9 protein-coding genes are annotated in these 12,572 nt (G+C 39.0%); all 9 read right to left on the reverse strand.

Annotated features, from left to right (window positions below):
* Positions 1-1,027: 1,027 nt before the first annotated feature.
* Positions 1,028-2,287, reverse strand: a complete 1,260-nt coding sequence (locus A9996_RS08955) for a C45 family autoproteolytic acyltransferase/hydrolase (RefSeq protein WP_066433366.1) — start codon at positions 2,285-2,287, stop codon at positions 1,028-1,030.
* 320 nt (positions 2,288-2,607) lie between these two features.
* Positions 2,608-4,359 carry a biotin carboxylase gene (locus tag A9996_RS08960; RefSeq protein ID WP_066433368.1) on the reverse strand — a complete coding sequence of 584 codons (1,752 nt, stop codon included), beginning with the start codon at positions 4,357-4,359 and terminating at the stop codon, positions 2,608-2,610.
* Positions 4,360-4,370: 11 nt separating this feature from the next.
* Positions 4,371-7,118, reverse strand: a complete 2,748-nt coding sequence (locus tag A9996_RS08965; RefSeq protein ID WP_066433369.1) for an aminotransferase class I/II-fold pyridoxal phosphate-dependent enzyme — start codon at positions 7,116-7,118, stop codon at positions 4,371-4,373.
* 6 nt (positions 7,119-7,124) lie between these two features.
* On the reverse strand, positions 7,125-7,532 hold the full coding sequence (locus A9996_RS08970; protein WP_066433375.1) for a VOC family protein: 408 nt from the start codon (positions 7,530-7,532) through the stop codon (positions 7,125-7,127).
* 11 nt (positions 7,533-7,543) lie between these two features.
* The gene (locus A9996_RS08975) at positions 7,544-8,479 is read right to left on the reverse strand and encodes a carbon-nitrogen hydrolase family protein (protein ID WP_066433376.1); all 936 of its coding nucleotides are present in this window, start codon (positions 8,477-8,479) and stop codon (positions 7,544-7,546) included.
* Positions 8,480-8,482: 3 nt separating this feature from the next.
* Entirely contained in the window at positions 8,483-9,796 is a 1,314-nt protein-coding gene (locus tag A9996_RS08980; protein ID WP_066433612.1) for an aspartate aminotransferase family protein, read from the reverse strand.
* Between the two features lie 571 nt (positions 9,797-10,367).
* Positions 10,368-10,943, reverse strand: coding sequence for a hypothetical protein (locus A9996_RS08985; protein ID WP_066433378.1), 576 nt, complete (start codon positions 10,941-10,943; stop codon positions 10,368-10,370).
* Between the two features lie 154 nt (positions 10,944-11,097).
* Positions 11,098-11,706: a toll/interleukin-1 receptor domain-containing protein gene (locus A9996_RS08990; RefSeq protein ID WP_066433381.1), complete on the reverse strand. Its 609-nt coding sequence runs from the start codon at positions 11,704-11,706 to the stop codon at positions 11,098-11,100.
* A gap of 84 nt (positions 11,707-11,790) precedes the next feature.
* On the reverse strand, positions 11,791-12,570 hold the full coding sequence (locus A9996_RS08995) for a DUF5995 family protein (RefSeq protein WP_066433389.1): 780 nt from the start codon (positions 12,568-12,570) through the stop codon (positions 11,791-11,793).
* Positions 12,571-12,572 lie beyond the last annotated feature (2 nt).

Below are 12,572 nucleotides of genomic sequence, written 5' to 3' on the forward strand. Positions count from 1 at the left end.
CGGTAACCCTAAAAATTTATTCTTTAATTATATTCTTTTGTCTATTTTATGATTAGTATTAGTTCAATTGCAACTCAATATTTTTGTGTTCCTTTATTATCTCTACAATTCGGTCAAAGTAATTCAATTCAAATTTACTTGTTTCGCTTCGATGCCATTTTAATATATATTTCTCGTCAACATCGATAATTATAGTTTTTAGCACAATTAGTTAAATACTTTTCAATTATTGAATCTTGTCTTACGATTTTTGCTTTATCGGTTTCTTTTATTAAGCTATTTTGCTCTTTGCATTGAAAAAAAAAAACGGATAGGATGAGTAGTAATATTTTGTTCATTAAATCGAATGATTGGGTTTATATGCAAAATTATAACGTTGATTCATATTGTCCTAAATTTTTAGAGAATAGAAACAATTTATCAGCATCATTTTCTAAATCAGAATATGTATTCTCGTTGTCTAGGTCATTATATTTTTTAAACATACTAGGTTTTCTTAAAATTTAGGACAACACTCATCCTTATTTTTGCAGGAAAAAATGAAATTAAGGCTATGAATAATGGTTGTCTCAAATGTTGGGTAACAATTGGATATAGATAATTGTCTATATCCGCCCTATGTCGCTAATATAGCAAATCCTTAATTCCCATGAATTATGTAAAGCCTAGGTTTATAAAACCGTTTTCCGATTGACAAATTCCATCGCACCATCATTTGAAATCTCTCTTCCGTAGCACGGTTTTATAGTTCATCCAGAAGGTGATCTCGGGTCAGATTTTACCGATTCGTTAACTAAATAGCCCGCAGCGCTTATATTATCTGCATCATTTGCCATGATGTTCCCCGAGACTCAAATACCTTTTGCTTTTGATTAATTTTTCATCCCGCTCATCGCTTAGAGAGCATTAAATTTGCTAATACGCTGATTGTTGTAAGAAGTAGCACTCTGTATTTCTAAGTTAAACGACATTATTGATTTGAATACTAATGCTGATGCCTGTTTTGAATTTTAGAACGTTGGTATTTTTAGTTCTGCCATTTTTCCCAATAACTTTTGCCCACATTGGCCCAATAATCAGCCACTATTTCCCAAGAAATTTCTCCTCTATGAACCATCGTATCATCGAGTAATTCTGATTTTTCATGGTCTTTTGCTTTAGAGGCATGTGCCTTGGCATTCGTGAGGGTTTCGTTGACGGTTTCCTGCCAATTTGGTTTTGAAGTATTTGGAACAACGGCTTCTTGTGGAGTTGTTTCAGGTGTTCCGGAGGGAACGCTTGCCCAAGCAGTATCTTGAGTTGACCCAATGACAGCTTCTTCAAATTGAATGAGTTTATATTCCTCCTGAAAATCTTCAAATGTTTGAGTAACTTTTTCATCAGGCCAGCGCATTTCCACCACGCCTTTTGCAGGTTGGTAAACTGCAGTAAACAAAGTTCCGAAACCTTCCTTAAACTTTGTATTGTAAAGTGGCTTCTGAAGAAAAGCATCTGCAATTGCCGATGCCTTTAAGTCTTTTTTGGCCAACAATTTTTCAAGAAAGGCAGAGCGTTCCACTGTTTTATTGAACGCTGCATTCTCAGGCCAGTCTACAGTTCCCTGAAAGTTGGTTGTAAACGCTGCATCGGTTACCACAGGTTTCTTATCTGGTGCAAGTTGAACCGTTTTAAAAGCTCCGGTTTTGTCCACAACGGTAACATTGTAAGACATGTGGGAAGGAACCCTCACCAATGCTGCAACGGCTTCTTCTACATTGCTGCAGAATTCAAGCACGTATCTCAAAATAAAAGGAATCCCAAAACCAACGCCTACTTCTTTTCTTCCACCAAAAGTGAGAGAAATGGCAAGCCCATCTTCATTCATGCCGTCTACAGCACCAATCAAGCAATCACTTGTTGCAATTACTTTTTTACCATTCCAGGAACTCATTAACTGTGTGCCCTCCATTAAATTTGGGTGATAATCATAATTGCGCACTAGCTGTATTTCCGCTCCCGATAATACCGCGTTAGAGCAGGCACTAATGTAAGCTGGGGGTTGAAAACCCGTTAAAAATCTTGCCGCCACATCATCGGCATTTGCAAGTTTGCACAGTCGCTCGTAAGTTGGCCACATTTCGGGCATGTATTTTTTGAGTGCTTCCTGCGAGGTTTTTAAATCGGGCTCATAAGCATTTCCTTTTGAAATTAGCCAAGCTTTATAAGCTTCCCAATGTGTATGATATAGTTTTTGCCATTTCTTACCCGGTACTCCAGGTTCAGATACTGCTGTAAAATGTAGTTGCATATTTTTAGTGTTTGTAAATCTATTCTTGAATGACCGTATTCAAGCATAATTATTTGATATTGTTCAATTTATTGCCGAATAAGCTTTTGCCCCTCCCGAAGGCTCGGGACTAAAGGGTGGCTTATTCTAAAACTATTTATTTATAGAGAATTTTTGCTCCCTTTAGGGCGGGGGCAAACAAAAATTCGGATTGCCTGACGAGATTTTTAATACAATCATTAAAAGCGGATATACAAAAATCTGTTTTTACATCAATTATACCTCATAATAGATCGAGCAAAATACCCTGAATAATCAGGACGTGTTGTGTAATTAACTTTTTATTTCGTTAAAGTTCCGGAGAGTTTTGGTTTCTTTTTATCCTCAACCATTTCAGATTTATATTGTGAACGGATGGCCTTGATCCAGTGTTTGGCTCTGTTGTTCAGTTCAAATTCATCGGTCATCATACGCCCTCTGGTTACCAAAATACCCATATCTGCGCCTTCATAGAGGTAATCTCCTTTTCTGGAGATCCTCAAAAAGAAAGCTTCATTTTCATTTTCTACGGCTCTACGGTGTGTATCCATTCGGTCATATTGAATATGCCCTGTATCATACATTCTCCAGATACCTGATTTTGGTGCATCGGTAACGTATTCTATCGTGTCCTCCGTGTGCTTTACAATGAGCTGGCTCCATCCATCTAAGTTGTCCTGATCTGACCAACGCTTGTTAATCGCTTCAATATCCAGTTCGTATTCAATATCCATCCATTCGAGAATATGGAACACAAACAGTGGCGCATCGGCAAGGGCAAAAACCGCGTGGTTGGTAATAGAACTCGCTCCTGTTACTCTCGGATTAAGCTCACCAAGATAAATTTCGCCATTATCCTGATCTATGAGAAAATCAAGCTCAAAATAGCCTTTATAGCCTTCTTCCCTTAACTGATTTCCGAAAAGTTGGGTATTCTCGATTGCTTTCTGCCTTAATTCTGGGGTAAACGCATTTGGATAAATCTCATTGCCGCACCAGCCACCTTCATAGGGCGTGAGTTCTTTAAAACCTACCAGTTCAGTCATCAACGGCGCTACAATGGTGCCGTGGCGGGTAACGCAGGCTTCAATTGCAGATCCTCTACAGCGAATACGCTTCATGATTTTCACTTCATCTTCCGCTTCAATTTCTTCTGCATATTTTTTATATTCCTCCTCATTGGAGATAAAAAATGTGGTATGTCCTGAATCGCCAAAAGGGGTTTGTATCACCAGTTGGGTGCCAAGTTTTTTGGATACTTTAGTAAGGTGTTTATAATCTTTTACGTTTGAAAGTACATAAGGAACACAGGCTACTCCGGCTCTTTCGGCAATTCTGTTTGTGTTCACTTTATTATCCAAAAAAGTTCGCATTTCGGCACTGGGGAACATAATCTCCAGACCCAATTTTTCAGCCAGCCTTTCGGTTTCTTCATTAAACATTAAAAACATTGCTTTGCCAGCCCTGCCATCAACAGATCTTGTTTTTAGATAATCCTGCACTTCGGGGTGTTGAAGTAAATAGTTGTTGATGTCTTCAATGCCATCAAAATCATCATGCGGAATTTCTTGTTTTGGAGAAAACACGTTGGGATGCAGTCCGTCAAAACATTCAATATAGGTGATGAATTTGAAGCCTTTAATCCACTCATCGGCGCCTAAAAGGTTGAAATTGGTGGCGCTGATAAAATATAAGGGTTCCTCATTTTTATGAAAAGATCTACGGATATCTGAAACTCCCTTTAATCCTTTCGTTACAGTTAATCCCTTCTTTACAGGAGCAGAAGACGTTGCAGCGTTTTTCTTGTCTGCTGTTGTTTTGGAAGCCTTCGCAGGCTTAGCCTTTGCAGGTTTAGCCTTTGCTTTAGACTGTTTTGCAGCCGATTTTGGCATGGCTTTTTCCGTCTTTGAATTTGCTGGCGTTTGTTTTTCACCTTGCTCAGCAGTGCCTCTTATTGGAATCTTTGTCCGATCTGTTCCTGTTTTTAGAGGAGATTTCGCTTTTTTGTCTGTTGTCTCTTTAGATTTGGGAGTATTTGGTTTTTTAGAATCCATAATTGTTGATTTTATTTTATTAATTTCTTTTTATTGTTATTTCCCATGGAACCCATGGAGGTGACGGTCTTTTGCCTGTTCAGTATGTTATCTTTGAAAATGCGCAATCCCAAATCGGCGCGATACCCATGGATTTCTGAAACATCCAATGCGGTTAAAAACTTGATAATTTCCTTGCTGACTACCTGGCCGGGAACAAGTACCGGGAATCCTGGTGGATAAGGGATAATAAAGGAAGAGGCGACCAAAGTTCTGCTGTTTTCCATAGCAGGCAAGCATTCTGCCAATGGCATATATTCATAATTTTCTTCATTATAGGCCAAGAAAAAAGCTTCTCTAATATCACCTCCCGGCACGCCTGGAACTGCTTGGAATGACTGATGGAAATAACTAAAATCTGGTAATGGTGGGAAATCTTTTGTCAAAGAATAAATCTTATCCTGGCGGATCTTATTTTCATTTGCGTTTAAAGAACGTAGTTCATTATCCAATTCATCTGCAATTTTTAGCAAGGCATTGGTGAGATAGGTTACACTGCCTCTGGTAGTACCAATATTGGTCATAAATAAAACCGTGTTCCTGGAGGTTTTATTGATCTGGATATTAAATTTATCCATAAGGTATTTATTTTTAAAAGTATCTCCATCTACTCCTGTACGACCAACATGCAGGGTTATTTTGGTTGGGTCCAGCACAAATTCATCTTTCTCCCAGGCAGTTTCCATCCTGTTCCAGCCCTCTTTAGGCGTGTAATATTCAGAAAGCCCGGATTGTCGCAGTTCCGCTGGGATAAAATCACTTACCGTCAATACATCAAAATATTTGTTGAGTCGTGGATGATCATTTATTTTAGCGCGCAGCACCATCGCCATTTCTATACTTTTTTCTACAAGTTCATAACCTTCAAACTGCACTTGTCTTCTACCCACATCTAATGAAGCCAGCATCTGATAGTTTGGAGAGGTCGAGGTATGCGTCATATAAGCTTCCATAAAGGTGTTTTCGCTCTTTCTTCGGAAGTCTTCATCCCAAATATGGATCATAGAGCCTTGACGGAAGCTGCTTAACGTTTTGTGGGTGCTTTGGGTGGAATATACACGGATTCGAACTTTATCAGGATCAGGAAGACTTGGAATGTCATCTTTTTTCAGATTCTTGATATGGGCATCATATTCTTCCCTGTAGGCGCTGCTCCTGTATTTTTCACACAGTTTTTGAGCGACAAACATTCCAGTTCTTTGTTTGTAATTATAGGTAAATCCCGCAAAAGCAAACCAGGCTTCATCCCACAAAAAGACCATATCGGGTTTAATGGCGAGGATTGCCTGCATGACCTTTTCAACATTGTAAACCAGTCCGTCAAACGTACAGTTGGTAAGCAGCAACATTTTTACAAGGTCTAATCTTCCTGCGTCCTTTAACCGAAGTAATTTTTCTTTGATCTGTTCCAAAGGAACTGCCCCGTACATTGAATATTCTTCAATAGGATACGAATCCAAATAAACAGGATAGGCACCTGATAACACCAATCCGTAATGATGCGATTTATGGCAGTCCCGGTCAATAAGAATCACATCACCTGGTTTTACAAGCGCCTGCACTACAATCTTGTTGGCTGTTGAAGTGCCGTTTGTTACAAAAAAGGTATTTAGAGATCCATAAGCATCACTGGCCATCTCTTGTGCCTTTTTCAAAGATCCCGTTGGCTGAAGTAAGGAATCCAAACCACCGGTTGTAGAAGATGTTTCTGCCAAAAACATATTTCGGCCATAGAAGCTCCCGAAATCATTGATCCATCTGGATTTAAAAACGGAATTCCCCCTTGAAATTGGCATGGCATGAAAGATGCCGGTTGGTTTTTTACTATATTCCTTTAAGGCAGAAAAGAAAGGCGTTTCATAACGTTCGCCGATGCCCCTTAAAATGGTAAGGTGCAATTCCTGCAGATCTTCAGTTCTGTAAAAAATCCTTTTGAAACTTTTTAGGGTACTGTCTTTAAGATTGCCCAGTGCGGTATCTGTAACGTAATAGGTATCAAGTTCAGGCCTAAATTTCTTAACAAGCGTACCTAATATTGGACCCAGTTCTGAGGTAGGTTTGGAAGCTAAATCGAGCTTCAAAACATTATGGATAAAAGGTTTTAAGGTGGGTGTTATTTTTTTGGAATGATAGGGCGGCGCATAACGCACCACCACAGCTTGAATATTGTAATTAAAGTGTAAGGCAATCAAAGCATCCTCAAATGTCCGCTGTACTACAATCCCGTAATTGAATTGCTCATTGGCACCACGAATGCCCCTAAGATCATTTCTGAGTTTGTTTTCTTCCTGTACGGAAATATCTTCAACAAATAAAACTTCAAAATAATTTTTTTTCACACCCTCTTGATGCTCTCCTTTATCTGAAGTATCAACACCATGATCTTCATCTTCAAAGTAATCTGGATTACTTCGGTACTTATCGCTTACCAAATTTTTGGTGATTTCAGCTATTTTATGCGCCAATGCGGTATGTTCCTGCCTATCCAACATTTCGTTTAGACCATGTAAACACGATCCTCCGGGAAAGGCGAAATAACTTTCCACACTTTCTAGCTCCTTCAGAAGGAGGTGAAGACTTTTCTTCAGATCTTTTTCTTCTGAAGCTCCCCGGTTGCAATTTTTAAGTTTAATGGATTGACTTTTTAAGGTATTCCATAGCTCCAATCGAAGTTGTGCAACATTATAATGATAGGAGCGAAGCTGTTTTATATCTGGCATAAATTTTTATGTATTTGAATGTAGGGCAAGTTTATTGCCTTCAGAATCGATGAAAAGGGCAAAATAACCCGACTCCTTATTGATGAGCGTTTTAGACATTATAATCCGGCCTCCTGCCGGTTCAACACGTTTCAGTACCTGGGTTAAATCTTTACCCGCATTAAGATAGATCAACGTTCCCGTATCACTGGGTGTAGAACCCGGCCCGGCAACTATAGCGCCTCCTATACCTTTATCGGCAGGAAAAAAAGCCATTGCATAATTACCTTCATGATTTTTCTCCATTTCCATATTGAAAATATGATTGTAAAAATCTACAGCCTGTTGGAAATTGACGGCAGGGATTTCAAACCAGCTGATAAAATCCTTTACCCTTTTTTCTTCTTTATTTTTCTTTGGTGATACGCCTCCCATAGTTTTCAGTTTTATACCTCTCCAAATCCTTTATAACCGGTTGGATTGGCTGGTGGTTCATAATCGTGTTCTTGCATTTTGAGTTTTGCCAGGGCATCAACCTTAGTAGGTTTAATGAGTGGCCCCAGCGAATTGAGGTAGGGCAGATGCGCACCCTGTTGATAGATCCCGAACTCGCCAATATGGTCCCGAAAACTTTTTAAGGGTTGCCCCAGTCTGAGAACACCCAGTTCCCGGCTTCGTTTAACTCTCTCTATATTCAATTCTAGAGGAAAAATTTCTTCATTCCCCTCTGCCTGATAAATGACACGGCCATCTGGACCACAAACCAGTGATCTCCCGTTTCCTCCAGACTCTAATCCGTTAACATCAAAAAAGTAGCACTGGTTGACCGCTGCCATTGCCCGTACGATAGATAATTCAATATCCCTGTCAATGGTGCCTGTCATTGTGGGATGCAGAATAACTTCCGCTCCCATTACCGCTAGTGTGCGCACGGTTTCAGGAAACCACATGTCATAGCAGATAGAAATACCAAATCTGGCAACATCCGGAACGTCAAAAACACAAAAACCAGATCCTGGGGTTACACCAACTTCATATGGAAAGAAGGGGAACATTTTTCTATATCTGGTAACAATTTCTCCTTGAGGATTTATGACCGTGGCCGTGTTATAAATATGGCCTTCACTTTTCTCAAAAACAGATCCTGGTAAAAGCCAGATGCCGTGTTTTTTGGCCATGGCCTGCATTTCCCGTTCAAAGTTCCCTGGAATAGCTTCTGCGGTGTGGGTTAGTGGCCCATAGGCGCACAATTCACTAAAAACTACCATCTCTACCCAAGGATATAGACTCATTGTAATGTTTAATTTTAGCTTCATCATCTCCACGTTGGATGCGACAGCCGATACTTTCATTTGTATTCCTGCAATTGCGAATGGTCTCATATATTATTTTTGTATTGCTTTACTAATTTCAGCCTCCAAAATGGATAAGCCTTTTTCTAATTCTCCTTCTGTTATGACTAAAGGCGAAAGAATCCTAATTATATTTTTATGGGTTCCAGCACTTAGCACAATCAATCCATTTTCGGCACAGCCTTTTACGATTTCGGAACATATTTCAGAATTGGGCTGTTTATGGTCATCATTTTTTACGAATTCGATGCCTATCATGGCACCAACACCTCTTACATCACCAATTTCAGCATGTTGCTTCATTAAACCTTTTAACCTGTTCATGATGATATGACCAATTTTGATTGCTTTTTCATTTAAATTGATCTCCTTCATATATTTAATGGTCGCCGATGCAGCGACGCAACAGATAGGGCTGCCAATATAGGTGCCTCCAATAGAGCCTATAGCTGCGGCATCCATAACTTCAGCTCTACCAAGTACAGCAGCAATGGGAAGGCCAGACCCCAATGATTTCGCATAGGTACTGATATCTGGTTGTACCCCATAATGTTGCCAACTGGCCCAATGGCCCGTTCTACAGAACCCGCTTTGGACTTCATCCATAATAAGCATAATGCCGTGTTCATCACAAAATGCCCTTAGTCCTTCCAAATATTTTTGAGGAATGGGATTAAAACCACCTTCACCTTGGATAGGTTCTATAATAACTGCGGCAACGTTTTTGACGTCCACAAGATTGAGTGCACTTTCATGGAGCCTTTTAAGTTCGTCTTCCACAAACTCTTCCATGGTTCTTGTGCCATGGTATCTATAAAAATTTGGAAAGGGAAGTCTATAGACCTCGGGTGCGAAAGGGCCGCAATCATATTTATAACTTATTTTGCTCGTGAGTGTCATGGCCATCATCGTTCGACCATGATATGCATCAGTATAGCAAAGAATTGCCGGTCTGTTAGTCGCTTGACGTGCGATTTTAATAGCATTCTCTACCGCTTCTGCACCTGTACTGACCAGCATAACCTTCGTTTCTTCACCATGTGGTAAGATTTCTGCGAGTTCTTCACATAAGGCGATGTATGGTTCATAAGTGACCACATTAAAGCTTGTATGAAGATATTTTCCTGCTTGCTCACGGATGGCCGCTACAACAGGTTCAGGACAGTGCCCGGCGTTGACAACGCCTATTCCTCCTGCAAAATCGATGAGTTCGTGGCCATCTGCATCTGTTATAATAGCACCTTTGGCGTCTTTAACTGTAGCAGTATTAAACACGCCGACACCATTTGCAACGATCTTTTTTCTTCTTTCAAAAAGATCCTGCGATTCAGTCAATTTTTTTATCATATTTATGTATCTGTCCTTATAATATAAGATAAATTGAGGGTTTTCGCTATTATTTTTGAATTTAAATAGCTGATTTAACATAATCTGTTAATTTTTTTTTAAAAAAGCAGTTTATGTAAAAATCCGTTCAGCTTAGTGGTTGATTTGTCTTTTTTGAGTGGAATCTGTACAATAACACGCAGTATTGCTAACTATTTCTTGAAATTGAAACTATAGGCTTTGTGAAATTGTTTGGGGGGTGCTGCATGGCGAGAGAACATTTGCGAAGAAAGTTGGAAACAACCAGGCTTCCTGTTTTGATGGACCGTTACCTCTGGGGTACCATCGCCATTTTTACACATAAGTGTTTAGAATTTGTAGTCAATATCAGGACGAGTCACTGAGCGCCATTCCTTTCGGAAATTAGAAAAGGAACGGAGATATCTGTTGCCTTTTCATAAAGCACGAAATAGTTTCAATTGGTGTAAAGAGCGATTGAGAAGTTGGACTGTGAACCCTATAACAATTTAATGATAGGCAGAGGTGAACTCCTTCAGTTGATGGTGAAAACTTCAATCAATTAATCAAATCTTTAGTTCATTCTATTTTTTAAAGTTTCTAAATAGCCTTGGGTTTGATTTCTATCTTCCAAGCGTTCAACATGGTTGATAAATTCTGAGACCTTGTCTCGATTTTGCTCAAGCAATTCTACTTTCATCCTGTTCAAGACTACAATTGCATTAATAATGCCGCTCATGTTATAACTTTCTTGTCCAAACCTATCTTTAGAATAATCAAGTAAATAAGGAATTAATGTCTCATCTTCTGTCCATTTTGTTGTAAGTGTTTCTGTAGATGAAAGCCGTTGACTTTTGATGGGAGAAAAGATATTTTGTACCAATCCTTCAAGTTCCAGATTTTTTGTTCGATTTATGGTTTCACTTTTTAAAGCAATAGAATCTGGGACGTATGAGCTAATCTCTTTAAGGGCATCAAAGAGTTTGGTGTTGGTATCATCAAGTTTTAATTTAGAATGTTCCAGTTCTTTATTCAGGATGTCCAATTGCGTAGCATATTGTTTCTGCCTTACATAGAAGAATGCGGTTAAAACCATGGCAAACAAGCAGATTGTTAATGAGACTATTACCAATATTTTTGCTTTTTTCATTTGTTAATTATTTGGATTATTTAATTCTTTTCGTAGGTATTTCAATTCGATAAAATGCCAAATGAAATACGCAGCCATACTAACTGTGGTAAAAGAAAAAGAAATTATTATAACGGGGAGTCTATCTTCAATTGTACCTGACATAAAAAAGAAGCTATAAAAACAACCCTATTCCTGAGACTATTAAAAAGGTAATTAATAGAAGTTTGAATAAATGATCTAGTGATAGGGGTGAGTTCTCATTGTTAGCCTTACGTTCCCATTTGGACACTGCTTTTTTATAGTCATATATTTTAGTGAGATGAGAGTCGTCAGAAATATCGCCTTTAATAGATCTCATCAACTCAATACTCACAGTGTAGTAAGCTTTGTTTTTATCGGCCCATTCACTTATTGGTTTTAGTCTACCTTCATAACTGGGAACTGCTTGGAAACTATTCAATTTAGTTTGTTGCCACATGCAATTATTCAATATGATGGGGAATATTTGAACGGTATTTTCGTGGTGCTTTTTTAGCGTTTCTTCAACTTCAAAGGTATTGATATAATCAGATGCTAAGAACTCAGATGATACCAGGAACACCACAATATCGGCATCGTCCAATTTCTTTTTGATTACCTGATCCCAATCTTCCCCTGCAATTAATTTTTTATCGCTCCAGTCACTAATTAACCCTTGCCTTTTTAAAACAGTTAAGTGTTTAATCAATTCCTCTCTGTCATTGAGGTTATCATGGGCGTAGGAAATGAATACTTCTTTCATCTTATGGCTATTAATTCCGAGAAATGTTTAATAATATTAGGTTTTCATTTAATCCGTTTCAGGTTTTGAAATGAAATATAGTGCTCATAGGACTATTTGTGTATTGACCCCATCTGCTCTCAATTTAGAAATGATACTGCTTACGCGTTTCGTTTCAAACTTTTGAATAAGCCTGAGAAAAAACCGAACCGTTCGTGTTCTAGGCGTTTTGATGCATTCGCCAAGTTTAAGAACCAGTTGGTCTATGCTATTTATGGCTGGTCTGCTCTGGTTTGCTTCTAATGACCAGAGTAGGTTTGCAGCATTCCACGATTGTTGACGCGCTTTACGCATGCTGAAATCAATAATCTTTTCATCTTTGTTTTCCCCAAGTACGTCTAAAATAAACATTAAGGGCGAGACTCGACTGAGGCGGTCCTGCAATTCATTGGTAATTTGAAGGAGAATGTCGTTTACTTTATTAAAGTCGTCCTCGATATCAAGAATCTTCCTCCCAGACATGATGTTTGCTGTGGCCACAGCAAGGTCGAGATTGATGTGTACGTTCATCCCTAGCATGATATGTTGCACAATGGTCAAGGGCTCATCCACTTGTTTAAAGGCAAAAGCCCAGGAAGCACTGACGTTTTGGTTACTTTTATGAGCCTTGTAAGCATCCAAATATAAGTTGGCAAATGCGACATCCAATAGTTCTAAGTTCTGGTTATCCTTAAAATGACCAAGAGCAATCTCGGCAGCAATCTCGGCAGTGGTACGTCTGTAGATATAGGCAAACAAGCCCATCCTGCTGTTGGTCGCGATGCTCTCATTGATAATAACATCAAGCTCCTCAATAACGTTTTTTATGGTTTTAGCACGTGGCATAG

The organism is Gelidibacter algens (assembly GCF_001678675.1).
Classification (GTDB): domain Bacteria; phylum Bacteroidota; class Bacteroidia; order Flavobacteriales; family Flavobacteriaceae; genus Gelidibacter; species Gelidibacter algens.

Excerpts from the sequence above, each read along its gene's own strand:
- A9996_RS08955 (WP_066433366.1), bottom strand. The coding sequence starts at position 2,287 with ATGCAACTACATTTTACAGCAGTATCTGAACCTGGAGTACCGGGTAAG.
- A9996_RS08960 (WP_066433368.1), bottom strand. The coding sequence starts at position 4,359 with ATGGATTCTAAAAAACCAAATACTCCCAAATCTAAAGAGACAACAGAC.
- A9996_RS08965 (WP_066433369.1), bottom strand. The coding sequence starts at position 7,118 with ATGCCAGATATAAAACAGCTTCGCTCCTATCATTATAATGTTGCACAA.
- A9996_RS08970 (WP_066433375.1), bottom strand. The coding sequence starts at position 7,532 with ATGGGAGGCGTATCACCAAAGAAAAATAAAGAAGAAAAAAGGGTAAAG.
- A9996_RS08975 (WP_066433376.1), bottom strand. The coding sequence starts at position 8,479 with ATGAGACCATTCGCAATTGCAGGAATACAAATGAAAGTATCGGCTGTC.
- A9996_RS08980 (WP_066433612.1), bottom strand. The coding sequence starts at position 9,796 with ATGATAAAAAAATTGACTGAATCGCAGGATCTTTTTGAAAGAAGAAAA.
- A9996_RS08985 (WP_066433378.1), bottom strand. The coding sequence starts at position 10,943 with ATGAAAAAAGCAAAAATATTGGTAATAGTCTCATTAACAATCTGCTTG.
- A9996_RS08990 (WP_066433381.1), bottom strand. The coding sequence starts at position 11,706 with ATGAAAGAAGTATTCATTTCCTACGCCCATGATAACCTCAATGACAGA.
- A9996_RS08995 (WP_066433389.1), bottom strand. The coding sequence starts at position 12,570 with ATGCCACGTGCTAAAACCATAAAAAACGTTATTGAGGAGCTTGATGTT.